The sequence below is a fragment of the Treponema parvum genome, assembly GCF_017893965.1.
GTDB classification, from domain to species: Bacteria; Spirochaetota; Spirochaetia; order Treponematales; family Treponemataceae; genus Treponema_D; species Treponema_D parvum.
The window spans coordinates 1400449-1426084 of record NZ_CP054142.1; the positions used below are offsets into that span (position 1 = coordinate 1400449).

At 45.8% G+C, this 25636-nt stretch carries 23 protein-coding genes; 2 read left to right on the plus strand and 21 right to left on the minus strand.

Annotated features, from left to right (window positions below):
• Positions 1 to 272: 272 nt before the first annotated feature.
• Together wbaP and HRQ91_RS06215 are read left to right on the plus strand one after the other, a co-directional pair.
• Positions 273 to 1691, plus strand: coding sequence for an undecaprenyl-phosphate galactose phosphotransferase WbaP (gene wbaP, locus HRQ91_RS06210; RefSeq protein ID WP_210118775.1), 1419 nt, complete (start codon positions 273 to 275; stop codon positions 1689 to 1691).
• Positions 1691 to 3277 (plus strand): hypothetical protein, encoded by a 1587-nt coding sequence (locus tag HRQ91_RS06215; RefSeq protein ID WP_210118776.1) that lies wholly within the window; start codon positions 1691 to 1693, stop codon positions 3275 to 3277. Before wbaP ends, HRQ91_RS06215 begins: the two co-directional genes overlap by 1 nt.
• Positions 3278 to 3370: 93 nt before the next feature.
• Here HRQ91_RS06215 and HRQ91_RS06220 read toward each other — a convergent pair whose 3' ends face one another.
• From HRQ91_RS06220 to fliQ, 21 genes are all read right to left on the minus strand, one after another.
• On the minus strand, positions 3371 to 4471 hold the full coding sequence (locus HRQ91_RS06220) for a tetratricopeptide repeat protein (protein WP_210118777.1): 1101 nt from the start codon (positions 4469 to 4471) through the stop codon (positions 3371 to 3373).
• Positions 4468 to 5562, minus strand: coding sequence for a (E)-4-hydroxy-3-methylbut-2-enyl-diphosphate synthase (ispG, locus tag HRQ91_RS06225; protein WP_210118778.1), 1095 nt, complete (start codon positions 5560 to 5562; stop codon positions 4468 to 4470). The genes HRQ91_RS06220 and ispG overlap by 4 nt, the downstream gene beginning before the upstream one ends.
• A gap of 3 nt (positions 5563 to 5565) precedes the next feature.
• Positions 5566 to 5988, minus strand: coding sequence for a V-type ATP synthase subunit K (locus HRQ91_RS06230; protein WP_210118779.1), 423 nt, complete (start codon positions 5986 to 5988; stop codon positions 5566 to 5568).
• 26 nt (positions 5989 to 6014) lie between these two features.
• The gene (locus HRQ91_RS06235) at positions 6015 to 7931 is read right to left on the minus strand and encodes a V-type ATP synthase subunit I (RefSeq protein ID WP_210118780.1); all 1917 of its coding nucleotides are present in this window, start codon (positions 7929 to 7931) and stop codon (positions 6015 to 6017) included.
• Positions 7928 to 8539 (minus strand): V-type ATP synthase subunit D, encoded by a 612-nt coding sequence (locus HRQ91_RS06240; RefSeq protein ID WP_210118781.1) that lies wholly within the window; start codon positions 8537 to 8539, stop codon positions 7928 to 7930. Before HRQ91_RS06240 ends, HRQ91_RS06235 begins: the two co-directional genes overlap by 4 nt.
• Positions 8540 to 8550: 11 nt before the next feature.
• Positions 8551 to 9846 (minus strand): V-type ATP synthase subunit B, encoded by a 1296-nt coding sequence (locus HRQ91_RS06245; RefSeq protein WP_210118782.1) that lies wholly within the window; start codon positions 9844 to 9846, stop codon positions 8551 to 8553.
• Positions 9843 to 11615 carry a V-type ATP synthase subunit A gene (locus tag HRQ91_RS06250; RefSeq protein ID WP_210118783.1) on the minus strand — a complete coding sequence of 591 codons (1773 nt, stop codon included), beginning with the start codon at positions 11613 to 11615 and terminating at the stop codon, positions 9843 to 9845. Before HRQ91_RS06250 ends, HRQ91_RS06245 begins: the two co-directional genes overlap by 4 nt.
• Positions 11612 to 12157 (minus strand): DUF2764 family protein, encoded by a 546-nt coding sequence (locus tag HRQ91_RS06255; RefSeq protein WP_210118548.1) that lies wholly within the window; start codon positions 12155 to 12157, stop codon positions 11612 to 11614. Before HRQ91_RS06255 ends, HRQ91_RS06250 begins: the two co-directional genes overlap by 4 nt.
• A 17-nt stretch (positions 12158 to 12174) precedes the next feature.
• Complete coding sequence (locus HRQ91_RS06260) at positions 12175 to 12795, minus strand: V-type ATP synthase subunit E (protein ID WP_210118784.1); 621 nt, start codon at positions 12793 to 12795, stop codon at positions 12175 to 12177.
• A 135-nt stretch (positions 12796 to 12930) separates the two neighbouring features.
• Positions 12931 to 13983 (minus strand): aldose epimerase family protein, encoded by a 1053-nt coding sequence (locus HRQ91_RS06265; RefSeq protein ID WP_210118785.1) that lies wholly within the window; start codon positions 13981 to 13983, stop codon positions 12931 to 12933.
• Between the two features lie 23 nt (positions 13984 to 14006).
• Positions 14007 to 14807, minus strand: a complete 801-nt coding sequence (locus HRQ91_RS06270) for a hypothetical protein (protein ID WP_210118786.1) — start codon at positions 14805 to 14807, stop codon at positions 14007 to 14009.
• 3 nt (positions 14808 to 14810) lie between these two features.
• Positions 14811 to 15140, minus strand: a complete 330-nt coding sequence (locus HRQ91_RS06275) for a hypothetical protein (protein ID WP_210118787.1) — start codon at positions 15138 to 15140, stop codon at positions 14811 to 14813.
• Positions 15121 to 17088 carry a FapA family protein gene (locus HRQ91_RS06280; RefSeq protein WP_210118788.1) on the minus strand — a complete coding sequence of 656 codons (1968 nt, stop codon included), beginning with the start codon at positions 17086 to 17088 and terminating at the stop codon, positions 15121 to 15123. The genes HRQ91_RS06275 and HRQ91_RS06280 overlap by 20 nt, the downstream gene beginning before the upstream one ends.
• On the minus strand, positions 17088 to 17876 hold the full coding sequence (gene whiG, locus HRQ91_RS06285) for an RNA polymerase sigma factor WhiG (RefSeq protein ID WP_210118789.1): 789 nt from the start codon (positions 17874 to 17876) through the stop codon (positions 17088 to 17090). The genes HRQ91_RS06280 and whiG overlap by 1 nt, the downstream gene beginning before the upstream one ends.
• A 13-nt stretch (positions 17877 to 17889) precedes the next feature.
• Complete coding sequence (locus HRQ91_RS06290) at positions 17890 to 18834, minus strand: hypothetical protein (protein WP_210118790.1); 945 nt, start codon at positions 18832 to 18834, stop codon at positions 17890 to 17892.
• Positions 18835 to 18985: 151 nt separating this feature from the next.
• Entirely contained in the window at positions 18986 to 19870 is an 885-nt protein-coding gene (locus tag HRQ91_RS06295) for a MinD/ParA family protein (RefSeq protein ID WP_210118791.1), read from the minus strand.
• Between the two features lie 3 nt (positions 19871 to 19873).
• Positions 19874 to 21190 carry a GTPase gene (locus HRQ91_RS06300; RefSeq protein ID WP_210118792.1) on the minus strand — a complete coding sequence of 439 codons (1317 nt, stop codon included), beginning with the start codon at positions 21188 to 21190 and terminating at the stop codon, positions 19874 to 19876.
• A complete protein-coding gene (gene flhA / locus HRQ91_RS06305; protein WP_210118793.1) occupies positions 21180 to 23321 on the minus strand; it encodes a flagellar biosynthesis protein FlhA in 2142 nt (713 codons plus the stop codon). Before flhA ends, HRQ91_RS06300 begins: the two co-directional genes overlap by 11 nt.
• A gap of 20 nt (positions 23322 to 23341) precedes the next feature.
• Entirely contained in the window at positions 23342 to 24514 is a 1173-nt protein-coding gene (locus HRQ91_RS06310; RefSeq protein WP_210118794.1) for an EscU/YscU/HrcU family type III secretion system export apparatus switch protein, read from the minus strand.
• Entirely contained in the window at positions 24511 to 25335 is an 825-nt protein-coding gene (gene fliR, locus HRQ91_RS06315; protein WP_246473169.1) for a flagellar biosynthetic protein FliR, read from the minus strand. The genes HRQ91_RS06310 and fliR overlap by 4 nt, the downstream gene beginning before the upstream one ends.
• A gap of 19 nt (positions 25336 to 25354) precedes the next feature.
• Positions 25355 to 25624 (minus strand): flagellar biosynthesis protein FliQ, encoded by a 270-nt coding sequence (gene fliQ, locus HRQ91_RS06320; RefSeq protein WP_210118537.1) that lies wholly within the window; start codon positions 25622 to 25624, stop codon positions 25355 to 25357.
• Between the last annotated feature and the right edge of the window lie 12 nt (positions 25625 to 25636).

Consider the following 25636-nt stretch of genomic DNA (forward strand, 5'->3'; position numbering starts at 1 on the left):
AATAGCTTTATTAATCTCTGCATTTTCTAATACCGGTTTACGGTCGTCATCAACTACGGCCGGTCTATAAAAAACTAGACACTTATCTATTTTTTTGTATAATAGATATAATAGAGCATCTCGAAAAACTCGCCTTTAGCGATTTTTTTTTCGAGATTTCGACGAGTTGTAACTTACTGTATTATCGCGAGTTACAACATCGTGTTTTACCGGCTCATGAGCGGCAGTTACCTCTAAAAACTGCAGTTTTTAGAGGTAACCAATAGGATTTTATGACAACGGACGAATACAAGGCAATATTTCATCAAAAATACAGATGGACAAGTTCATTTTCCTCAGGAATAGCGCTCATGATCGTTGACTGCATCACGATCATGCTTTGCATATGCACTACTTTTTTTATAATAAACGCCGTAAATCATTCCCTGATAAATTTCCGCTCGTTCGTCACATATTCTATTTATCTTCCGTTCATACTTATTGTCTTTTATTTTGCAAACCTGTATCCGGGTATAATGCTCAATCCTGCCGACGAAGTGCGTCATCTTGCCATATGCTCTACTTTCAGCTTTATAGGCATCGCCTTGTCGATTTCGGTAGAATCCGACGAGAGAACCGCAATCATCATCGCGTTGATCTTAGCAGCTCCTGTGGCGGCTTTTTTGCTTCCCGCCATGCGCGAATTGTCGCGTCACATGTTTGCAAAGAGGGCTTGGTGGGGAGTTCCCGCCGTGATTTACGCTTCCGGAGACAGCGGCGATTTTGTGGTATCCAGGCTTTTAAAATGTCCGAATTTCGGCTATAAACCGGCTGTAATAATAAACAGTGAAGCAAGACAAGGACAGAGTTTTAAAGGCGTCCCTATCTTTTCAAATTCCGATGAAGTAAAGCAGATGATCCGAGAACTCGGAATAAAAGTAGCCATACTGTGCGATTATACCGATGAAACGCCCGACATAAGGACAAACTACCGTTACACCATATATCTACCTAAAGTCCAACCCATCATCGGAAATATGCACGCACGGGAACTCGGCGGCATTTTGGGTTTTTCGATCACACATAATCTGACAAAGCCCGAATGTCTGCTCGCTAAACGCGCCATAGACATTTTTTTGCTGATAGTGTCGTCGCCGCTGGTGATCCCGCTTACGCTGATAATAGGCCTGGCGGTGAAATTTACGTCCAAAGGACCTGTTTTTTACGGGCACAAGAGAGTCGGAAAAGACGGAAAGGAAATCAAATGCTGGAAATTCCGTTCGATGGTTATGAACGCCGACAAGATGCTTGACAAGATCCTTGCCGAAAGTCCTGAAATGCGCCTTGAATGGGAAAAAGACAGAAAATTCACAAACGATCCGCGTGTAACAAAACTGGGTAAATTTTTAAGACGGTCAAGCCTTGATGAAATTCCTCAACTGTGGAATATATTATTCGGAGAAATGAGCTTTGTCGGCCCGCGTCCCGTAACGGAATCCGAACTCGGTAAATACGGAAAATTTTCAGATTTTATTCTCTCGGTAAAACCGGGACTTTCCGGTATGTGGCAAATTTCGGGAAGGTCCGACACGGGCTATGAAGAGCGCATAACACTCGACACCTACTATATACAAAACTGGTCAGTATGGCTTGACATCTGGATAATTATAAAAACAATTTGGGTAGTGCTCAGAGGTAAAGGTGCTTATTGATGAAACTTAAATTCCTTGTTTTCTCGGCCTTGCTGACTTTTTCGGGCGTTTTTGCACAGCAGTATAAAATCGAAACGGTAACATACAATATCACAGGAGCAACATGGAAATATTCCATCGAAGAGAATATAAAAATAGATAAAAAACGCGTTTTCACTTCCGAACAGGAATTTATGAGTTATTTTCGCGATTTGCAGCAAAGATTTTACAACGAACGAATTTTCGAATCTGCAACGCTGGATTTTACTATTACGGCGCCAGCTAAAAGTCTGCCGAACGATAAAGAAGCGAATGGCGATGATGCTGGAATGCAAAACACGATGCCGGAACAAGAAGGTCTTTATTTGGTGCACATAACGGTTACTACGGTTGATTCCCATCACTTCTTATTAGTCCCTTATCCCAAATACAATTCCAACAGCGGAACGACTATAAAGCTCAAAGTAAAAGATACGAATTTTTTAGGCTCCATGGAAGAATTGTCCGGCGACATATCGTTCGCCATTGAAACCGATAACGAAGACAGAGGCAAAGACTATGTTTTTGGACTTTCTGCGGATTTCGGCATTCCCTTCCCGGCAGGAGTATTTAAAGCAAAATGGATAAATTCGTGGGCAGTATCGTTTACGGTGGGCGAAGATATGCCCGAATGGAATGTTTCCACGGGAATAGTCTTAAGCCTGCCCTTCGACAAGTTTTCTCTCGATTGGACGTTCAAACAATCTACGGCGCACGATTTTGATTATATAAAATATGGCGACGAGTTTTACTATACTGAATATGCGGAATTTGCCATTCCCATAACCTTGCATGAAATAGACAACTGGGGCAAGGTCTACTATACGCCCCTGATATCCGCAACATACAACTGGGACACTGACGGAATCGACAAGGACAACGACGATCTATCAAGTCCATTTTACAAAATCGGTCACGGACTTTCGACGGAGCGCGTGAACTGGTACGGAAATTTCCGCCACGGGCTTTCACTAAAATTCGACCAATATATCGGTTACAATACCCAGCGTTACGACATAGTTCCGTTCGTTTCAGGCGAGGCCAAAATATTTTTAGCCTTTAAATATCTCGGAATGAACATGGATGCATATGCCTTTGCCAGCAAAAACAGCACAACTAAGATAGGCGGAAGGCTAAGAGGAATAAAGGACGATCAAAAATATTCTACCGGAGATCCTGAAATCGACTCTCACTATGCGACGCGTCCGGACAGCGCCATCGTAGTAAACATGGATATGCCGTTTCATATACTTACGTTTAACTTCAGCGATTCAAAGCATCTGCATTTCTTGCGCGTATTCGACTGTGAATTGCAGATAGCGCCTTTCTTTGATTTCGCATTGCTCAGAAACAAGGCCACGAACACGCATCTTTGGTTTAAGGACGGATTCTATGCCGGCGGTTTGGAATTTTTAGTATTCCCCCAAAAATGGAGAAGTCTTGTCGTGCGTGCAAGCGCGGGAATCGACCTCGGCCGGATTATAGTTCCGTCAAGTTACATAAACAAGGATTGGCGAAAGGAAGTTTCAAAATACGAAATCGAAATAGGCGTAGGCCTTCACTATTGACGGGCAAGTGGCGCGGTGTTTTGCAAACCCGCCGAACGCCGCAGCCATAACGCCGAACGGTCAGTTTTGCGCCCTGCAGAATGCTGTCAAAATTCATTCAGCTAGGAGCGTCGCCGCCCTGTCCCGCCAATACTTTTCAGGCGCGGATTCTTTTATGACATTTAAAAACTGAACCGCAAACAGGTCGCTGCCTCTTTTTTTTGCCAGCTGAATAAAATTAAAAAACATGTCCCAAATATTATTGTCTTTTGCCCAAACGTCGACGTCGTCCCAGAGCGGCATTCTTGAAAAAAGGTCCGCCGGGCCTGCGTAAGTGTATTGAGGATCGCGCTGTTTTATTATTTCATATAAGCGCGTAAAAACGCTTAAACTTCCCAACGCGGAAATAAAAAGCGCGTTTTCCGAATCCCCATTTTTATCATAAAATTCCGAAAGCAGATAATACGCTCGGTAAAAATAGCGGCTTTCGGCACGGTAGAGTTCAAAAAATTTTTTAAGCGGTTCTTTTTCCGTCTTCAGTCCTATCGTCCTGAGGACGGCCGTCTTAAACGTCTTATTTTTGTAGTGCTCGTTATCGTCCGCAAGAATCGCTAAAAGATAAGTTTCGTATTCGTCGGCGTTCCCCTGTTGAAAGGCAATATCGGCCATATTGTATAGGATATCGTATTTTACCGAATAAATATCAAGAAAAGACGCATTTTTTACGGCGGAATCGTAAAACTGCATAGCTATCCTATATTCGCCTTCAATTTGATATATTCTGCCGCAAAGATAGTCCGCTTCAGGATAAGCCTTAGATTCGGAAACGTATTCTATAAGACGGTTTACGGAATTATTAAAAAAATTCAAGGACTTTATTTCGATAAGAGAATTTATGATATCTACGGCGTTCTTTTCATTTCTTGATTCCAACACCGGGAGCACGTCGCTTATGAGGTCTCCCGCTTTTCTTACGGCGGCAGGCGACAGAGCTTTTTTTAACGTAAAAATCCGCCAGTCGGAAAGCTCTTTTCTAATTTTTTTCGCTTCAACGGTGTCCTTTAAAGCTCCTCCGTAATCAAGCGCGTCGTACTTGCTTTGGGCTTCCATGAGAAAAAGATAATCTTTTTTTTCAGGCTTTTTTAAATTTTGAGAATAAACGAAACAGACCGGTAAAGAAAAAAAGACGAACCATATTATTTTTGCATTTTTCACAGGGATTCCAATTCCTCTCTGAATACCTTATCGGCATCTTTTGCGTCGATCGTTCGCACTATTTTTCCGTGTTTGAAAATTATAACCTTGTTTCCAGCTCCCGCGATACCTAGGTCGGCATGTTTGCCCTCTCCGGGACCGTTTACTATGCATCCCATGACGGCGACAGTAACGTCCTTTTGCATCGAAAGAAGTTCGTTTTGCCAGCGCGCCACAAAGGCGTGAACGTCAAAGCCTACGCGTCCGCAGCGCGGGCAAGAAACAAGTTCCACTCCGCCTGGCCGCTTACCGCATTCCTTTAAGATCTGCTTTCCCGCGATAATTTCATTTTCCGGAGATGAAGAAAGGCTCACTCTGATCGTACTTCCTATTCCTTCGTTTAAAAGAGCGGAAAACGCCATCGTGCTTTTTACAATTCCCACGATGAGAGGGCCGGCTTCCGTAACTCCTATGTGCAGCGGAATGTCGTACTTTGACGCGAATATTTCGTTTGATTGAACGGTTTCTTTTACGGAAGAAGCCTTCATGCTTACGACAACATTGTAAAAATTAAGCTCGTCAAATACGGCCGCTTCGCGCGCAGCCGCTTCCGAAAGCGCTTCGGCACGGCTCACAGCGCCTTTTTCAACCTTTTCTTCCAAATCTTTGGGGATGCTTCCGCTGTTGACACCTATGCGGATTGCAACTCCCTTACATCTGCAGCCTTCGACGACTTTTTCCACATTGCTGCGGCTGCCTATATTTCCGGGATTTATGCGGATCGCCGCAACGTTTCCTTTAAGGCACTCCAGCGCCAAGCGGTAGTCAAAATGAATATCCGCCACAAGCGGCATTGAAGTTTTTGAAGCGATAAGGCATAAGGCTTCGGCGCTTTTTATGTCGGGAACAGCAAAACGCAAAATATCGCAGCCGAGGGATTGTAAAATTTCTATACGTCGTATCAACGAATCAAGGGCGCCGCCGTCTTCGTTTATATCGGCGATGCCCTCTTTCCACATCGTTTGGACGGAAACGGGAGCGGTTCCCCCTATTTCCATCGACTTTGTAATTCCCATGCCGCCTATGACAACACGGCGGGGAGATTTAAACATATTTTAACAGACGATCATTGAGAACACCATTGCGAACAAAGCGACGGTTTCGCAAAGACCGACTACCATAATGTACTGTGCAAAGCCCTTTCCGGTTTCACCGAGAGCGTCGGAACCCGCGGCTCCGGCCTGTCCCTGTGCGATTGCGGAAGCGCTCATCGCAAGGCCTGAAGCAAAACCGAGCCCCAGCAAAAACCAGGGATCTTTTTGCGAAGACATCATAGTCTGCATGAGCAAAAAACCGTAGATCGTCTGCGTAAGCGGTGCGCCCGCAAAGACGGTTAAAATAAAGGGAGCCGGTTTATTATTCAAATAGCAGCGTTTCCACGCACCGATGGCCGAACGGCCTGAAATTCCAATACCCATCGCCGAACCGAAAGCGGCAATTCCCATACAAACAGCAGCTCCAAGCATTCCAAAATTCATAAATTTTCTCCTGTCCGCAAAAGCGGTTATTTGATTGCCGTCTCACTGAACGGCGCATATTTAAATCCCGACCACGACATGCCCAAATGTGTTGAAAACTCCAACGTATTTAAGCGCACGCCGTGAACGATTACCGAAAGTACATTTAAGACCATATTGAGGCCGTGTCCGAACACTAAAAGTATCAGAAAAAAGACGACCATGCTGAGTTTTCCCCACATGGGGCCCGCCATCTGATTTACAGTCGCGGATATGGCAGAACCTGCAAGAGCTACTGCCCACAAGCGTATGTAAGAAACTATATCCGAAAAGACGTTTACGACGCCGAGCAATACGGAGATAATGTTTTTTACGCTCTCCAATACCGACTCCAAAATATTTCCGGCATAGTTGGAAAATACAAAGCTCAAGGCAAATCCTACGCCCACGGCACATACCGATGAAAGCCCCAAAGGAATACCGTAGAATTCCCTGTCGAAACCGAATATCTTTGCGTCCACAACCATCGAAAGGACGACATAAAACATTCCCCATATCATGAGCATGGAGCCCAAGTCTCCAAAAAACTTCAGAGACCGGATGTTTTTTATCATCGACTTTACGTGCGCTAACGAAAGCTGCAGGACGGCTATGGAAAAGCAGAATATCTGAAGGTTTTGAGTAACCGTAGTTACGCCCTTTTTTCCCGAATAATCGGAAACGAAAGCGTTCGAAAGCGGTTTTACAGACAAATTCTTAAGCACATCGGGAATTTGATCCATACGCAGACCGAACCACGTACACGTTACCGTTCCCCAAGCGACGGTCGCAAGGCTTACCAAGAGCAAAAGTCCTAAAAACGGATCCACTCTTTTTTTCTTCGCAAGCGAAATAAATATTCCTATCAATGCGGAAGCGGTAAGCAAAAGACCGTAGCCTGCGTCTCCGAAAATCATTCCGAAAAAGACGGTAAAAAACAGCAAAAACCAGCCTGAAATATCATATTCGTAATATCCGGGCACGGTTCCCAAAAAGTCGGTCAAAGGATAAATTAAACTTACCAATTTATTGTTTTTAAGCTTCGTAGGAACCATGTCGTCAGATTCCGGCTCCGTAACGGAAAGCGCCCAATTTTCCTTTGCGGCGGTCTTTTTAAGCGTATCGATGCTGTCAACGGGCGCAAAGCCCGAAACCCATGCCAAAGGAACACCGTTGGTATTGTCGTCCTCTTTACCCATGCCGGAAACTACGGTTTCGAATTCCATTTCCTGCTGCAATCGCGCGCCGTATTTTTTTAGTGCAAAAACATACACCGCTTTTTTGACTTCTTCAGCTTCAATGGCCGCTATCTGTTTTTTTGACGACTCGATCTGCATTTTTAAGTTTTTAGTCGACATCGAAGGCATGGGAACGGCATAAGCTTCAGGCGGAAGGCCTGAAGGACGCTCGTCACTCTTTTCGTCGCCGACAAATAAAAACCTTATCCTGTTTTTATCACGGTTTACGGTTAAAGTTTTTACATCCTTGTCTATTAAATTCCATTTGTCCTGAGGAATTTCATAAGGCGAAAGATAAATTCCTTTTTCCGAAAGATAATCAAAATCCGAAGGATCCACCTCTCCCCACGATGCAAGCCTGTCAAGTTCGGCTTCGCTTTGGCTTACAAGCTCGGAAAGAGACTTTTTCTTTTCGGCGCCTTCGGTAATTTCAGCGCTTAGAAGCTTGAGTTTTTCATCGGAAAGAGTATGTTCTACCGACCCCGCTTTTTTTGGCAGTTTTACTTCGGATAAAATTCCAACGGCATTTCTGCACAGTTCAAACGAAGTTCTTAACTGCGTAAACCTTTCTCCGCTTCCTTCAAGCTCTTCAAGATGCAAAACTCCGACAGAGCGAAGTTTTTTTAAAGCTTTTTCCTGTTCTTTTTTCAGCATTACAAGAGAGACTTTTTTCATTTCAACTATCATTTTGTCTCTCCTCCGACAGCTTGCAGTTTTTTCTTTGAAATTTTACTTCGGACTACGGCAGCAACTTGCTGGTCACCTAGGTAAACGCTTATCTTTTTTATGTTGGCCTTCGTTTCCGGAATCATAACCTTTTCAAAAAGATTTACTCTTTGAGTTGTTGTTCTCAGCTCCTTGGAAAGCAGTCGTACCTGCTCGTCAAGCACGTCGGCTTCCAAGTCGAGAGAGAGCACTTTTTCCATGCGGTCTGCGGCGAGGTCTATCCACAAAGGAGTTTCAAACAGATCGTAGTCACCCCGTCCGAAGTCCGCCCCTTCATAGATCGGGATGGAAACTCCGGCTATATTGCCGTATCCTTTACGAATATTCTTTACGGTTACCGTTTCAGGCCTAAAAACGTCCGCTTCACCGAATACGGCGATCCATTCATTAAATTCCCTTTCGAGGGCTTCTCGCTTTTCGCGCACTTGTCTGGCGCGAGCGTCGATCGTTCTTATTTCGGTCTGAAGCTGTTGTTTTTTTAGAGTTAAAGTCGGAAGATACCGCTCGTACATTTTAAGCGCATCTTTTTGGGCTTTTTGCTCGTTTTTTGTCAGCTTTATTTTAGCCATGGATTATCCTCTTATTTTGACGGCCAATGTTTTTCGATTAAACTTGTTTTAATACCGGTTTCATCCTTATTAAAACAATCGGCTAATATTTCCCATCCCAGGTCAAGAGCCTGCTCAAGCGGAAGGTTTACCGAAAGATCCATCATCTTTTTTTCAAACATGTCGCCGTATTTTAAGAGCTTTTCATCCCATGACGACATCATAAAGCCCATGGATTTCTTTTCCAAAGTATCCTTGTAAGAAGAATACAAACGTATCATACCGTCCATCAAAGCGCGATGATCGTCGCGAGTTTTGCCGTTTACGTTCTGCTTAAGCCTGGAAAGAGAACCGAAGGGTTCTATGCGTCCGCCTTTAAGATAATACTGGCCTTCGGTAATGTAGCCAGTATTGTCCGGAACGGGGTGAGTAACGTCGTCGCCGGGCATAGTCGTAACGGCCAAAATGGTAACGGAACCGGCGTCGTCAAAGTCGACGGCCTTTTCGTAACGGGACGCAAGTTGGCTGTACAGATCGCCCGGATAACCTCGGTTGGAGGGAACCTGTTCCTGAGTTATGGCAACTTCTTTCATCGCGTCGGCGAAGTTTGTCATGTCCGTAAGAAGAACAAGAACGTTCTTTCCTTTCAGGGCGAACTGCTCCGCAACGGCCAAGCTTAAATCGGGAATTTTTTCACATTCTACGGTCGGGTCCGAAGCTGTATGGATAAACATGACGGTACGGCTTAAGGCGCCGCCTTCTTCCAGTGTGTTTCTAAAGAAAAGATAATCGTCGTATTTTAACCCCATGCCGCCCAGCACGATCACGTCGACTTCAGCCTGCATCGCAATACGGGCAAGAAGCTGGTTGTACGGTTCTCCCGAAGAACTGAATATCGGAAGTTTTTGGGAAACTACTAGCGTGTTAAAAACGTCGATCATCGGAATACCCGTACGAATCATGCGTCTGGCCATAATACGCTTGGACGGATTTACCGAAGGGCCTCCTATTTCGACGAGGTTTTCCGCAAGGGAAGGCCCGTTGTCGCGCGGTTCGGCCGAACCGTTAAAAATTCGCCCCAACAGATCGTCGCTGAAACTGATCTGCATGTCGTGCCCCAAAAAGCGTATGTGATCGCCGGTTGAAACGCCGCGTCCGCCCGCAAATACCTGCAAAGACACCATATCTCCGTCAATGCGGTTTACTTCGGCAAGCGATTTTCCGAAACGCGTTTCTATTTCGGCAAGTTCGTTATATTTTACGTCGGTAGCTTTTACGGTAATAACGCTGCCGTTGATCGACTCGATCCTGCTGTATACCTTATTCATTTTTCACCGTCCTTCAATAAAGCCTTAGCTTCCGCAGTCAATTTGCCGCTCTTTGTTGCATACAAAGAATCAATGTCTTTTTCCTTGCCTTTAAATGCCGTGCCCTGCCATTCGGCAACATTCCAGTCGATAAAATTCTGCCTGAGCTGATTAAAGAATTTTCTGGCGTCATCTTTGCTTTCAAAAACAAAGTCGGAGCCGAGTATCAAAAGAACTTTTCTAAAATCATAATTTTGACGCTCTACGGAACAGGCCATATCTACGGCGTCGAACGAATCCTGCTGCAAATATACGGAATCAAGGAATTCCGATTTCAAGTATGTAACAAAGTCTTCCAGGCTCGTTCCTTCCTCGCCTACAACCTTCATCATCTGTCCCACTTCGACGCCGCGTCTGAGCACTCTGCGGCTGTAGTCGACCAGATCTTTTTTGATTACGGAATTATACTTTGACCATGAATCCAGAGGATCTATAGCCGGATATTTACGCGCATCGGAGCGCTCTCGGCTCAATCCGTGGAATGCGCCTACAACTTTAAGGGTCGCCTGCGTTACGGGTTCTTCAAAATTTCCTCCGGCAGGAGAAACCGTTCCTCCGATCGTTACGGAGCCCTTGGAACCGTCGCGAAGCCGAACCTGCCCCGCTCTTTCGTAAAACGCCGCGATATAGGATTCAAGATAAGCCGGGAAAGCTTCTTCTCCGGGAATTTCTTCCAAGCGGCCGCTCATTTCGCGCAAGGCCTGAGCCCATCGGGACGTAGAGTCTGCGAGCAACAGGACGTTAAGTCCCATTTGACGGTAATATTCGGCTAACGTGACGCTCGTATAAACGGAAGCTTCGCGCGACGCAACCGGCATCGAAGAAGTATTGCAAATAATGATAGTACGCTCCATCAAAGATCTTCCCGTGCGCGGATCGGTAAGCTCCGGGAATTCTTTGATCGTCTCGACCACTTCGCCCGCGCGTTCGCCGCAAGCCGCAATTATGACTATGTCGACGTCGGCGTTTCGGCTGGTAGTGTGTTGAATAACCGTTTTTCCGGCTCCGAAAGGACCGGGAATACAGTACGTTCCCCCGCGGGCGACGGGGAAGAAGGTGTCTATAGACCTGGTCTTCGTGACCATGGTCTCAGTCGGTTCCAGCCGCTCTTCGTAACAATCTACGGCGCGTTTTACCGGCCATGAAAAGCTCATGCTCATCTTTTTCTCGTTGCCTTTTTCATCGACAAGGACGGCCATCGTGTCTTTTACGGTATAGGAACCCTGCTTGGTTACGGATTTGACTTTGTACGTCCCGAAAAAATCGAAAGGAACTAAAATCTTGTGCTTAAAGGGACCTTCGGGAACAGTTCCTATCGGATCTCCGCGGTAAACCGTATCGCCGGCTTTTACGGTAGGAGTGAATTCCCATTTTTTTTCATAAGGAAGCGGTTCCACGTAAATACCGCGCTCCAAAAAATATCCCGCTTTTTCCGCAAGGATCGGCAGAGGATTCTGCAGACCGTCGTAAACTTGTCCGAGCAGTCCCGGTCCGAGTTCCGCCGTAAGAAGGTTTCCGGTAAATTCCACCTTGGATCCGGACTTTATTCCCTTTGTCATTTCATAGACTTGCATCTGTGCGGTGTTTCCGCGAATGCGGATTACTTCACTTTTTAGATTTTTGTCTTCAACTTTCACATAGCCGACTTCATTTAACGAAACAACCCCGTCAAATTGAACCGAGATCATATTGCCGTTAACTGCGACGACCTTACCTTTTGTTTCCGTCATTTATTTTCTCCAAGAATTCTATCGTATATAGTGTGGTAGGAAGCCTTGCCCCTTTCCTCATTAAACAGTTTTATACGTCGTATGAGCATCAGCTTAAGTCCGTAAGCAAAAACGGCGTCCGTCGAAAATGTGTCGAGCGGAGACAGCTGATTGATTACGTCCATCCTATACTGATACAGATATTGTTCTGCGGACAGAGGGCTGTCCATTCCGGCCGCCGTGCGCGCCGCCTGCAAAACGTCGCCGGTACAGGAACCGTTGAGCGGAACGCTTTCCTTTTTCATGTTAAGCGCACGCACTTGAGCCAAAGCCAACCGAAGAGCGCGCTCTTTATCATACCATGCGTCCACAAAAGCGGAACCCGTTTTTATTTCATCCCGAGGCGGAACAAGAGAGAGGGCTTTTAAAATATTCAAACTTTTTTCATCAAGAAAACGAGAACAAAGCTCTCTAAAATATTCTTCCGTGATCGGCAATGATTGTTTATCGACCGCAGAAACAACATCGGGAAGCTGTGCTACCAGATAATACTGATTTCCCACTATTTTTTCCTTATGTTTTATTTTCCTTCGGTTACAGCCGCTTTCATAAGCGCTGACACCCGCGGATTAAGATAAGCCGAAAACAGATCCGCTACGGCCTCGGCAGAATAATCGTAATACGCTTCCCCGTTGTTTATACCTATTCTAAAGCCGGCGGAGATCGTTTTGTCGGCCTTTAACTCAAGCCCTTTGGCTATCTGCGTCTTCAGAGCAGCGTGAAGGCCTTTTTCCAGCTCTTTAAGCGATTTTTCGTTTAAAATAACGGAAACGTCCTTGGCGTCCTCTTTGGAAACCCACGCCTTTACGGTTTCAGGAATCAACTTTTCCATAAGCGCCGGTGAATAGGCCTTTGCCGCCTCCGCTTGAACGAGTGCATTCAATTCGGAAACTATGCTTTCTCTAAAAGAAATAATCAGGTTACGTCCCGCCTGTTTAACCGCGTCTTCGGCGGCCTTTTCCATCCGGTCGGTCTCCGTCTTTGCGTTTTTTAAAATTCTTTCAACCTGCTGTTCGGCGTCCGCAATTATTTTTTTTGCATTTACTTCCGCTTCGGAAATGATATTTTCCGCAGAAGTCTTTGCCGCAGCGACGCCGTCCTTTTTGATCTTGTCGATCAATTCCTGTAATTGAACGTCCATTAAAACCTCTCTTAAATAATAGGCCGGAATTTTAAAACAAAGACCGGCTTCTAATATCGATTTTTTATTATACACCTAATTTAAATTGAAAGACAGTAGAGAATTTCGAAAAATTCGCGTTTTGTGTTTTTTTATTTAAAACAAAAATTCATAGACTGTCAAGGCTTTGTATTTTTTACCCGGATAAAGTATGCAAGACGGAAAGTCTTTCTTATTGGGCGTATCGGGGAAACACTGGGTTTCAAGGCAAAACGCCTCGTGTTTGCCATATTTCATTCCGTTCCGGCCGGTTTCGCCGTTCAAAAAATTACCGGTGTAAAGCTGTATTCCGATCTGATCGGTATACACTTTCATCGCACGTCCCGAGACAGGATCTTCTATTGTGGCCGCGTATTTTACTTCGCCGTCAAAGGCGCTCTTCATATCGGGATCGTAAACTTCCGTCACAAAGCAATGATCGTATCCGTTCCCCGTCTTTTTTATATCCTTACCCAACTTTTTGGATTTAAGAAAATCAAAGGCGCTTCCGTTTACGCGGATCAACTTTCCCGTAGGAATAAGGTTTTTATCAACTTCAAGATATGAAGGGCAATTCATCTGTAAAACATGGTCTTCAACGGAACCGCGGCCTGCCAAATTAAAATATGTGTGATTTGTGATATTGATAGGAGTTGCTGCGTCGGAAGAAGCCTTGTATTTAAGAGTTATGCGGTTAAATTTGTCCAGAGTATAAACCACTTCGAGCTTTACATTGCCGGGAAACCCCTGCTCCATATCGCGTGAAGTTCTCGTAAATTTGACGCCGATGCCGTTTTTATTTGAAAAGACTGAGGATTTCCAGAGCATTTTATCATACCGTGTGTATCCTCCGTGAAGGCAGTCGGCGCCGCAGGAATTGACGTCAAGAGCGTAGTCTTTACCGTCGAGCGAAAATTTTGCGTTTCCTATGCGGTTTGCAAAACGGCCTACTATGGCGCCGAACGATGAAGTGCCGCATGCGTAGCCGGTGAGCGTAGAATAACCGAGCGAGACGTCTACCTTTCCCGATCGCGGATCCGGCAGCAGAATGCTTGTTATGATACAGCCGTAATCCGTAGCCGAAAAGGACATTTTTCCGTTTGAAACCGTGTACAGCGATGCTACGTTCCCGTCCGAAAGCGTTCCGAACACTTCTTTTTTTACTTCCATGCAAACCCTCCTCAAAGATGCTGTTATTCGTTCATATCAAGCGCAAATTGAACTTCCGTAACGGAACGCGACAGAGCAGCCGCAATATCTTCGACCGTTTCGCCGCGGCGGTAAAGCTCGTTTACCTGTGCGTTAAAACTTTTTTTTATGACGATAGGATCGTCGGACATGTAAATGTTGCTTATGCCGTCCAATCCTTTTGCCGCAGCTGCCGAATCCGTAGCGGACACCGAGGCATCTGAATCCCCAAAAGCCGCCGAGCCGCCGTCCGTTACATTGAAATTTTTATCGCCGAAAACATTTTCGCCGGCGGAACCGCCTTGACCGGATGAGTCCCTTTGTCTTTCAAATTCAAAAAGTTTTTTTTGTGCGTCGTTTTCAGGATTTTTTTCTTTACCGCCCGAAGACTCGGAGCCGGCCGCAAACGATAAAGAAGAACCGTCTTTTAAAGGAGAAGACTTCGGCGGGAGCGAATTTTTTTTATATGCGGCGGCGCGCGACGCAGAACTTCCGCTTCCGTGAACGGCGCTATCGAGTTTTTCTTTATAGACTGATCCCAATTTTCGCTTTTGCTCTTCGGCTTTTATAAGAGAAAGATGCGTATCGGCTTCGGATACGGCGGCCTTCAAATCGCTTATTCTCGATTCGATAAGAGTTATGTTGCGTTCCGCATTGCGGTTCACATCAAGGATCATACTGTTCAGTTCGGCACGGGTGTTTTCTATGATGCTGTCCGTAGAAAAGAGACGCGTGAATTTTTTAAAAAACAAAAACCAAAGAAAAAGATTTATTATGCAGAGAGTGAAAATTATTATAGCGGCCACAAATCACCTCATAATATCTATGTGTTGTCCTAAATACGATTCCCGAATTTCGGTTTCTTTTTTTTGGACGGGCTTGTCCTCTTCTTTGTTTTTTTTGCTTCGATCCGAAGGAGTTTGCGAGCCTTGACTTCCGTCGGGTTTTACTTCCAGCGTCTTCGCTTCGTCTGAAGCCGATTTTTGAACCGTAGCGATCTGTTCGGCGGTTTGCTGAACGATCTTATTCTGCTGCATTGCGTCCGTCAATTCGCCGCCTTTTTGCTGCTGAGAGGCGATCTTTGCAACGTTTGACATCTGAGAATACATTATCTGCAGATCAATAGGTTGAATAGCCATCGGGTCCTTTTATATCATCGATGTTGGGAGGTTCGTATTTGCCGCGCCTCACGAAATTGTTTTCAAAGTAGAAAGTAACGTTTTTGATATTCGCCCGTACTTCATCAAGAACGTCGCGGACATATATCTTTACGCCCGAATAAACGGTTCCTTCCGCCTTGACCTTGCCCATAACCTTGAGTTCTCTGAGCCTGTTTTGAATGTCTTGGATTTCTTCGGATATCTTTGCGGATTCTTCGGTTATTTCCGTATGCCGATCCTTGAGTTTTGCAAGATTTTCTTCTTTATCCTTGGGCAATGTACGGCGAATCTTTTTTTGGTTTTCAAGCGTAGAAAGATCCAGTTCGTTTTCTTCAAGTTCCTTCATCAAAAGAGCCTGCATACCCTGAAGATCTTTTAGGCGCTGCTTAGCCTTGGGGTCAAAGCCCACTTCAAGTATGGTTTCAGTTCCGCCGGGAGAACCTATGTTCCTTGCGCATATCTCTTCCGTAGCGAATAAATGCCCTCCGGTTATCTGAGCCTTTTTACCCCTAAGTATGATGCGCTTCATCGCCGTTACGTTTGAATTCATGATGCTGTCGGATACCATAACGTATTCGGCGGCTTCGACCTTTGTAGCCTGTATGAATTTAGCCCACAACGAGCCGCCGGTGACGATGGAGCCTTCGTCGTGCCCGAATACGCCCTGCGAAACAATGATGTTTCCGTCCGCTTCGATGTTGCTTTTGCCGACGGTTCCGCTGATTTCGATATTCCCCGAAGCCTTAACGGAAAATCCGTCGTCGACGCTTCCTTTAACGATGACGGAGCCCAAAAAGGTTATGTTTCCTGTTTTTATGTTAATGCCGTCCAATTCAAGAACAGGTTCCACATTTATTTTATCGTTGACCAACAGTACCTGACCGTTTATGTTCGACAGAATCGTGCATCCGTCGGAATCGACCGATACGTTTTTTCCCAACGGAAGGGAAATATCTTTACCGTTTTTCGCTTCAAGATAACGCCCGTACAGGGTCTTGCCCGCCTTTCCTTTTTCTGCGAGCATTTTTTGCGCCAGAGGTTGGCCGGCGACTACGTTTTGGATTTTGTTGAGCTCCTTAAAATTCATCTGGCCGGCGGCGTCTTCCTTTGCGCGCAGTTTCGTAGGATCGGTTTCAAACTGATAGGCGATATAGGCGTCCCTTCCGTCCACAGGAAATATTCCTGACATTATCTCATATTCCGTATTATAAATCGGGTTATCGACAAAATCGTTTATGCGGTCTACGTCAAGCTCTATCACGACGCCCTGCGTTACCAGCGCGTTTTCAATCTGATCGGCGGAAATGTCGCAGCCGCCTACGGCAGGCGCCGTCGCGGTAAGATTTGCATGCATTTCATCGTTTGAAATTTCAATTACAACCAAAGCATCGCCTACGCGGGTGTGAGCAAAGGTTCCTACCTTCACATATTCGCCGCCGGTTCCGTCCTTGACGAGAGTTCGTATCAAATTTTCATCAATCGACGTAGTATCCGAACGCTTTAGAGAAGCAAGAATGTCCTTTAGAGCTGCGGGAGTTCCCTCGCCTTCGGGAAGCGTAACTTTTAAATTCAGACCGTTCGTAAAACGGCGCACATAGAACATGCCGTCCTTATTGACGCTTTTATGTTCCTGAGAGAGCTCGTCGCTGATATTGATCGCGCCGCTCGTCTGATCTTTTTTATTTGACACGGACTTTGCAGATTGATAGACTCTGATTTTCCACGGGCGTTTGGATATTCCCCATACTCCCTGTGAGCCCTTTTCTACAACTTCATATTCAAGATTGGAAGCCGTAAGATCCAGCTGTATTGCCGCGTCGGCAAGAGCGTCTTCAAGGGTGTCGGCGTTTACATCAACGGATTGAAGTTCCTTGTCAACCTTGAGCTGTGTCTTCATATCCCTGCGTATCGCATCCAATGTTATCATCAAAAAATTCCCTTTCTAAAATTGGTAAGTTTGGCGCGAAGACGTAAATTAGCCTTTGCGTGAAGCTGCGAAATACGCGATTCACTCACTTCAAGAACTTCTCCTATTTCTTTAAATGTAAGATCTTCGTGATAATACAAAACGATAAGCATTTTTTCTTTTTCGGGAAGCTCGTTTATGGCTTGGATTATGACTTTTCGGATCTCTTCGCGCTCAACTTGTACGTCGGGGTTCAAACTGGCGGGGGATTCTATGCTGTCGCCTATCGACAAATTGTCGCTGTCGTCGGACGAGTACCACACGTCGTTTAAAGACAACATGCTGGTTCCCGAAACCTTCATGACTTCGCGCTGATACTCTTCTTCCGTGAGCCCCATCTGACTTGCCACTTCGGCGTCGGAAACGGTCCGTCCCAATCTGGCTTCAAGTTCTACGATAGTGTCTTCAATTTCGCGAGCTTTTTGGCGTATGGAGCGCGGTATCCAGTCAAGCTGACGCAATTCGTCAAAGATTGCGCCGCGTATTCTCGTTACGGCGTAAGTTTTAAATTTTACGTTTTTTTCAGGATCGAATTTGCTAATTGCGTCAAGCAGTCCGAATTGACCGAATCCCACGAGATCGTCAAATTCTACGCTGCTTGGCATTCCCACGGACATCTTTCCGGCGACATATTTTACCAGCGGCATGTACTGACGAATAAATTTATCCCGCAAAGCCGGCGATTTTGTTTTTTTGTATTCCAGCCAAAGTTCATCCTCGACTTTTTGGGCATCAAGCTCTTCCGACATATTCCCACACCTTTCAATTATCGTTTGCGATCACAGTTCTGATCGCTTTTGCAATTACTTCAGAATCATTCATATCCGTGATTGAAGACGAACGCGACTGTTTTGACGAACCGCTTGAACCGACGGATCCTGCCGAAACGGGAGAAGAAAAATCCGAGTTGTCCGTCACGGTATAAGTTCCTTCGCCCTGTTCATCCGCAACGAAATTTCCCAGATCCGGCAAATCGTCAATCCCGCCCGAGTTTTCTTCGGATCTTTCGGACACGCTTTGATTTTCCGCCGGCTGAGAAGCGCTCTTATCCTCCGCTTTATCAAGTCCTGAAGATTCTTTAACTTCGCCTTCCGGCTTGGAATAGCCGTCTTTTTTGCCTTCCATCCCGAACAAAAAACCTTGTAAAGAACCGGATTTCGACTCGTCCTTGTCGTCTTTATCATTCACAGGCGCGTTTTCTTCATGGAACGGCACGATTTCGCTTGCATCAGGAGCGGCAGAAGAAGACTTGTTCGGAGCCTTACCTGAAGACGTCTCCGGAGATCTTTCTGCGGCAGAATTTACGACGGCGGCAGCTTCCGAAGTCTGCGCTTGGCTCAAACTGTTTTTACGGCCGTTATTAGTGTCATGATACGCTCTTACGGCCTTGGTTACGGTAAAATCCGTGCTGTTTTCTTCGGAGGGAAGTTCCTCGTCCGCGATCGTGATGTCGATCGTACCGCCTGAAGCTCTTTGCGCCGAAGCGAATTTTTCGGAAACATCGGACATGGAAACATCCGCGTCCGGTGCGAATAAGAATTTGCCGGCGACAAAATTCGCCCCGAATCCCAATGCGCCAAAAACAAGCGCAAATATAAAAGCCCTCAGTAAAATGACAGGAATACCTGCGCGGCACAAAAAACCGACAAAACAGGATAAAAAAAATCCAACCATTGCCGAACCAACAATGACTTTAGGATTTATCATTATTCCTCCCATTCAGTATCAATCATTTTAGTATACACTAAAACGCTCAAAAACACCATATAAAAGTCACCATTCAATAATAAAGCCGTTTCTTATCACTTTTGCCGCTTCGATTTGCACGGACATGTGTAACGGAGCCGCAGCAAAATAGTCATTTGCGTTTACCTAAAAATTTTTTTAAGAAACTTGAAACGCCGTCATTTACCGGCAATTCGGTTTTTTCGACTTTTCCTACGATGTGTTTAATACATATCGAAGGTCTCGAGCCCGGACTCATAACGATAAACGGCTTTTGGCGGATCACCGAAGCTGAAACCACAGGATCGTCATAAACGAAGCCCAAATAATCTATTTTATAATTCAAAAACTGCCCTACTATGTTTATGATACGGTCGGAAATACGCCTTCCCTCGTCGGCCGAATGCACGCGGTTCACAAGAAGTTTCAGATTTAATTCCCGGTCGATTATTTCAGTCGTTATTATCTTTATCATTCCGTAAGCGTCCGTTATCGCGGTAGGTTCGGGCGTAGTGACTACATAAACTTCATCCGCAGCGGACACGAATTGCAGAACGTTGTTAGCGATCCCCGCGCCGGTGTCGATTATTATTATGTCCGCGTTGCCTAACGAGCAAAATTGCTTGGCAAAATAATCAAGTTCTTCCAGATTCAAATTCGCTATTTTTGAAAATCCGTTTGCGCTGGCTATGAATTTTATTCCGAATTCGGTATCAAGTATTATTTCCTCCATCTTCTTTTGCCTGTTTATAACCTGCATAAGATTATATTGAGGAACTATGTTCAAAAGAACGTTTACATTCGCCATACCGAGATCCGCATCTACGAGGATAACTTTTTTACCCGTCTGCGCATAAGCAATGGCGAGATTTACAGAAAGGTTCGTTTTGCCCACGCCGCCTTTGCCGCTAGTAATAGCGATAATGCGAGTATTGTGTCCTTTTCCTCCAGCCGCCTTGCTTTTTGACGAATTTCCACCGCCCATCAACGCACGTAATTCAGAAGCCTGTTCTTCCATAACTTATTTAACTCCAAATTTATCATCTATGTGAACTCTATCGATTTTAAAATCGTTCAATCCCGTTAAGAAATTTACCACGTCGGCGCGGTGAATATTCCTAGGCACTCGCTGACCGTCGGTGATATATGAAACGGATTTTCTTTTTTCGTGCAATGCGCTGATCACGTTGCCGTATTGCCGCGTTTCATCGCATTTTGTAATAATCACGGACTGAAACGCAAATGGTTCGTAGTTCTGAATTATCGTATTGAGATCCCTAGCCTTCGTAGTAGCGGAGACCGCCAGATAAACGTCGGCATGAAGATCTTCCAAGTCCAATATGGAACGCATTTGCCCTATGTTTTTAGAGTCGTTGGGGCTGTAGCCGCTGGTATCTATGAGAATTGCGTCCGTGCGGTCGCGGTATTCGTTATAGATGGTTCTTACGTCCGCAGGCGTTTCGGCCTTGTCAACCGGGACGTTCATTATTTCACCGTAATTGACCAGCTGCTCCAATGCGCCCACGCGCGTTTTATCTATCGAAATAAAGCGCATTTCCGGTCTGGTGCGGTTGTTTTCTTTAGCGTCTAAAATAAGATTTGCGGCAAGTTTTGCGATAGTCGTGGTTTTGCCCACCCCCGTAGGCCCGACAAGGATAATCACATGAGGAGGCCTGAACACCTTTATTTCATGAACGGAAATGGATTCTCCTATCCAGTCTACGACGGTTTTTTCAACTAAGTCAAAGTCATCCAGCTGTTCCAAGGAAAAATCGGAACCGAGCCGTTTTGATATTGAAGAAATATATGAAAAAGTAAATTCGTTTTTTTCAAGGAGTTCTTCTATTTTTTGAATTGTGGGATGCTTTGAAGGAGCGCCTGAAATTGCCATCTCGACTTTTTCATTCAACATAGTCTTAAGTTCGTCTACGGACTGCTTTATCGAGGCAATCTGTTTTACGGAATCTAAGTTCGCTCCAGCAGCACGCAAAACATCATCTCTTGCGCGCTGAAAATCATTTGCCGACTCCGAAGCCGGAAAGCCGGCGGAGATCGAATAAGGCGCGTCTGGCCGGAAGGCGGAAGATGAAAAAGTAGAAGACGGCTGCCCCTGAACTCCGTTTTGACGAGCACGCCTTACCATGCCGTGCGGACGCAATATATAAGTCACTTCGATAGCCTCTTTTTGAAAAAAACCTAAAAAGCCTCCTTCAAGGACTTGACGCTTTCCTATTATTTGATAGTCGTCGCCGTACTGTTTGTTAAGCTTTATTCTACACTCTTCATAATTGGCCCCGCGTTCCGTAAATACCGGCGCGTCCTTATCTTCAGCGTACATCTTCAACCTCGTTTATTTCGCCCAAAACTTCCAGATTTATGCTGTTGCCGGCCGCCATAACCTCGTTTATCGAAAGAACTATCAAACCGGGAATTTCACGCTCCGTGGACGTTTTTACCAGTTGCCTGACTTCGGACGCGCACAAAACTATGGGCATCAGATTTCTGTTCTGCATAGCGACAAAGGCGTCGCTGATCGACCTTATCCACTTTCTGCCGTCAACAGGATCGAAGGCCACGAACGGACGCGACAGATCCGGCGGTTCCACCTTGTGTTCCAAAAGTTTTTCGGACAGTTTTTGTGAAAGATTCATAACGCTTAAAGTCCGTTTGCTGTCCGCATACTGCATACAGATCTGGAGTCCCAGAGCTTCCCTTACCTTTTCAATGAGGATCCACGGATTATGCGTGATGGAAACATAGTTGGCGATGGTTTCAAGTATTACGACCATGTTGCGTATGGAAACCTGTTCGCGCAAGAGACCTTGAAGGATCTTTTCGATTTCACCGTAAGAAAATTTATTGTCGTCCTTTCTGTCGCCCTTAAGTATAACCTCTTCCACGACGACGGGATTTCTTTCTTTGATTTTATTGATAATGGCGGCGACTTCCTGACGGCCGAGAATTTCGGCTGCGTGGTTTTTGATTATTTCAGTTAAATGCGTCGCAATTATCGTAGGAGGATCCACTACGGCGTATCCTGCGCGCTCGGCTTCTACGCGTCTTTCTTCAGGAACCCACACGGCAGGCATACCGAAAGCGGGATCCGTCGTTTTTTCTCCCTGAATTTCTTCGGTTACGCCGCCCGTATTCATGCACATATAATAACCCAAACGTATCTTGCTTCGGCCGGCTTCTATTCCCCGTATCTTAAAGCTGTACTCGCTGGGTTCAAGCGTCATGTTGTCGATAATTCTTATGCTCGGAACGACAAGCCCCAGATCCAGAGCGGCCTCACGCCGTATACGGACTACGCGCTCTAAAAGTTCGGCGCCCTTTTCCTTGTCTACAAGGGGAATGAGCGCATAACCCAATTCAAGCGACAGAGGATCCAGCGGAACTACGGGGCTTACGTCTTCAGGGCTTCCGCCGGTTTGAGAACCGCTCTTTGCAGCGGCTTCGGCGGCGAGTTTCTTTTCACGCGTCTGCCTGTCAAACCTTATCAAACGGTATCCGCTTAAGGCGCAGGCGACTCCCAGCGGGATCAGAATGTACCACGGCATTCCCGGAACAAAGCCGAGCAGCGCCATCGCGCCGCCTCCGATGCAGTACACCTGGCCTGAAATTGAAAATTCCCGTTTAACTTGAGCGGAAAGAACTTCGTCCGTATTGCTTCCGGTAACTATGAGGCCGGTAGCAAAAGAGAGAAGCAACGACGGAAGCTGGCTCAAAAGTCCGTCGCCTATGGTAAGACGGCAATATGTCGTAACTGCGTTTTGAAACGGTTCTCGCCGCAAAACCATTCCCGTAATGACGCCCGCAAAAAGGTTTATTACCGTAATAAATATGCCGGCCTTTACGTTCCCTGAAACGAATTTTGAAGATCCGTCCATAGCCGAATAAAAATCGCTTTCACGCCTGATTTCGGCCTTTCTTTTGGCAGCTTCTTCGGACGTGATCGCGCCGGAGTTGACTTCGTTTTCTACGTCAAACATCTTTCCGTTCATGGAATCGAGCGCAAATCGTGCGGCTACTTCTGAAACGCGTGTGGCTCCCTTTGTTATGACTATCGCTTGTATTACGATGAGTATTATAAAGATAACCATGCCGACAACGATTCCCTCATTGCCTCCCGAACCGCCTACGACGAAGGAAGAAAAGGCTCTAACCATGCGGCCGTTAAATTTCATTCCTTGGGTAAGGATGAGTCTCGTGGAAGAAACGTTTATTCCGAGACCGAAAAGCGTTACGAACAATATCACTCGCGGAAAAGACGAAAAATTCGATGATTTGGAAATGTATAAAACATTAAGAAGAATTATTATGGAAACGCCGAGGTTCACGGCCATAAAAAAATCAAGCAAAACCGCAGGCAAAGGAATGATCAGCATTAGAACGACTACGATCGCCGCCACGGCGATTATGTTCTTCTGCATAAGATCAATTAAATTTACGACTCTCGTATTTGCCATCAGTCCCACCCAAAAGCAAGCTACCGTTTGTGCTTGGAGATATAATCTATCTGCCTATATACTAAAGCAATAGCATTAATATAGACAGCAGGAATTATATCACCTATGCGGCTTTCTGCATAGAGCCCGCGCGCAAGCGGTCTGTTTTCTACGATCGGCACGTCGTTTTCTCGTGCGATGCGCTTCATCGCCTGAGCCACTTCGTCCGCTCCCTTGGCGGTAACCTGAGGCGCATCCGCAATATCGGGCCGGTAACTGAGCGAAACGGCAAAATGCGTAGGGTTTGTAACGATTACGTCGGCCTCTGCTACGGCGCGCGGCATATTCCTTGAAAGAAGTTCCCGCTGCGCCCTTGTAAGGCGATTTTTTACTTCGGGATCGCCTTCCATTTCCTTGTATTCCTGTTTGACTTCCTGCTTAGTCATCTTCATCGATTCCATAAACTGGCGCCTCTGCACAAAATAATCGGGAACGGCTATGGCAAGAAAAAAGACTGCTACATAGGCGAGAAGCCCTGCCGCCATCTGCGCTATGCGCCCTACGGAACCTTCAACGTTGCCGGCTTGAAGCATGAACAGCAGTTCGGGAAGATCGTTTCTTATAAGCAGATACGCTATTGCGGTTATTACGGCTACTTTGCCTAAAGACTTTGCAACGTTAAACCCGCCTTCAAACGAAAAAACCGTCTTTCTAAGATACTCGCCGAAATGCGGAAGAATCCTTGAAAATTTGGGTTCTATAGGCTTTGTGCTGTATAAAAATCCTCTGTTTTGAATTATGTTGGCTGCAACGCCCGCGGCGGTTCCAAGCAAGGCTATCGGCAACACGGTCATCAAAAGAAAACGGTAGCCGGCTGCGGCAAAAACAGGATCGTTAACCTGATTTTCAGTACATCGCGTAAAAAAGAAAATCATCACTTCACGTAATTTTACAAAAATCCACGACCCCAGCAGAATGAGCGTTAAGACGACAAATAAAAGCACAAGAGCGCCGTTAAGTTCGTTGCTCTTGGCTACGCGGCCTTCCCTCCTCGCTTTTTGAAGCTTTATCTCCGAAGGCTCTTCCGTGCGGCCTTCGTCTTCGGCGGCAAACCACTGCAGATCTATTTCATTAAAGTCTGTAAGCGGGCACGCAGCGTTTCGATTGTGCAAATACGGCTGCCGAATAAAAAAGGGCAAATTATAAAATTTCATAATAGTCCCCCTGAAAGACTTACAAAAAGGCGCTCCAACTTTATAAATCCCGTAACAAACGAGCGATCGAAAAAATCACAGAGCGAAGGCATGACGGCCGTGATGATAAAAAACGAAAGCAGCATCATAACAGGGAAACCTTCCGACAAAAGGTTCATCTGAGGCGCGGCCTTGGACAAAAGGCCTACGCTTACCGAAACCAACAAGAGAGTTCCCATAAGCGGCAAAGCGATTATGAGCGCGTCGGTGAACAAATCCGTAAGTCCCGAGACCATAAATAAAACAAGATTTCGGCGGGAAATTTCATTGACGATCAAAAAACAGTTGAGCGACTTAAAACTCGACACAAGCGCGCCTAAAAACAATCTCTGCGCCCACTGCCCTTGAAGAAAGATAAGCATGGCGATGAGATTGAAATATTGCCCCATGAGTGGATTTTCAACCTGCGACATGGAATCGTATACTTCGGAAGCGCTGAATCCCATCTGAAACGCAAAAAACTGCCCGGCAGTGCTGAAAGCGGCAAAGATGATTGTCACATAAAATCCGTTTATGACACCTATAAGAATTTCACCTGCGAGCACAAGAATATAATTCAAAGCCGAAACACCGTCTTCTCCGATAAAAACCTCATACGAGCTGAAATTTACCTGTGGCAGAATAAAATACGCCATGTATCCTGCCAGAGCGACTTTTGCCGCCCTGGGGATAGTCCTCATCGAAAAAAGAGGCAGCGTTGAAAGGAGCGCAAAACAGCGGGCAGCCGCAAGCAAAAAAAAAGGAGCTTGGTTTAAGATCCAATCGAGCAACGGCGACGGCATAAAATCTTAAAACCGCGCCTTAACGCGCAAGCTGCGGGATCATGTTAAACAGGTGAACGGCGTATTCGGCCGTAGAAGAGAACATCCAGCCTGCCATCAGAGCTATAACACCTAAAATCACAAGCATCTTAGGCAAAAATGTAAGGGTCTGCTCTTGTATTGACGTCGTAGCCTGAAATATTGCGACGATCAAACCGATTATGAGAGCGGCTCCCAAAACGGGAACCGACAGCATAAACACGCGAAAAATGCCCCCTCTCATCAAAGAAACTATCTGTCCCAAAGTCATCTTTTATCATGC

Bases quoted from the DNA above. Each gene is read 5' to 3' on its own strand.
- wbaP (WP_210118775.1), top strand. From the start codon at position 273: ATGACAACGGACGAATACAAGGCAATATTTCATCAAAAATACAGATGG.
- HRQ91_RS06215 (WP_210118776.1), top strand. From the start codon at position 1,691: ATGAAACTTAAATTCCTTGTTTTCTCGGCCTTGCTGACTTTTTCGGGC.
- ispG (WP_210118778.1), bottom strand. From the start codon at position 5,562: ATGTTTAAATCTCCCCGCCGTGTTGTCATAGGCGGCATGGGAATTACA.
- HRQ91_RS06230 (WP_210118779.1), bottom strand. From the start codon at position 5,988: ATGAATTTTGGAATGCTTGGAGCTGCTGTTTGTATGGGAATTGCCGCT.
- HRQ91_RS06235 (WP_210118780.1), bottom strand. From the start codon at position 7,931: ATGATAGTTGAAATGAAAAAAGTCTCTCTTGTAATGCTGAAAAAAGAA.
- HRQ91_RS06240 (WP_210118781.1), bottom strand. From the start codon at position 8,539: ATGGCTAAAATAAAGCTGACAAAAAACGAGCAAAAAGCCCAAAAAGAT.
- HRQ91_RS06245 (WP_210118782.1), bottom strand. From the start codon at position 9,846: ATGAATAAGGTATACAGCAGGATCGAGTCGATCAACGGCAGCGTTATT.
- HRQ91_RS06250 (WP_210118783.1), bottom strand. From the start codon at position 11,615: ATGACGGAAACAAAAGGTAAGGTCGTCGCAGTTAACGGCAATATGATC.
- HRQ91_RS06260 (WP_210118784.1), bottom strand. From the start codon at position 12,795: ATGGACGTTCAATTACAGGAATTGATCGACAAGATCAAAAAGGACGGC.
- HRQ91_RS06265 (WP_210118785.1), bottom strand. From the start codon at position 13,983: ATGGAAGTAAAAAAAGAAGTGTTCGGAACGCTTTCGGACGGGAACGTA.
- HRQ91_RS06275 (WP_210118787.1), bottom strand. From the start codon at position 15,140: ATGGCTATTCAACCTATTGATCTGCAGATAATGTATTCTCAGATGTCA.
- HRQ91_RS06280 (WP_210118788.1), bottom strand. From the start codon at position 17,088: ATGATAACATTGGATGCGATACGCAGGGATATGAAGACACAGCTCAAG.
- whiG (WP_210118789.1), bottom strand. From the start codon at position 17,876: ATGTCGGAAGAGCTTGATGCCCAAAAAGTCGAGGATGAACTTTGGCTG.
- HRQ91_RS06290 (WP_210118790.1), bottom strand. From the start codon at position 18,834: ATGATAAATCCTAAAGTCATTGTTGGTTCGGCAATGGTTGGATTTTTT.
- HRQ91_RS06295 (WP_210118791.1), bottom strand. From the start codon at position 19,870: ATGGAAGAACAGGCTTCTGAATTACGTGCGTTGATGGGCGGTGGAAAT.
- HRQ91_RS06300 (WP_210118792.1), bottom strand. From the start codon at position 21,190: ATGTACGCTGAAGATAAGGACGCGCCGGTATTTACGGAACGCGGGGCC.
- flhA (WP_210118793.1), bottom strand. From the start codon at position 23,321: ATGGCAAATACGAGAGTCGTAAATTTAATTGATCTTATGCAGAAGAAC.
- HRQ91_RS06310 (WP_210118794.1), bottom strand. From the start codon at position 24,514: ATGAAATTTTATAATTTGCCCTTTTTTATTCGGCAGCCGTATTTGCAC.
- fliR (WP_246473169.1), bottom strand. From the start codon at position 25,335: ATGCCGTCGCCGTTGCTCGATTGGATCTTAAACCAAGCTCCTTTTTTT.
- fliQ (WP_210118537.1), bottom strand. From the start codon at position 25,624: ATGACTTTGGGACAGATAGTTTCTTTGATGAGAGGGGGCATTTTTCGC.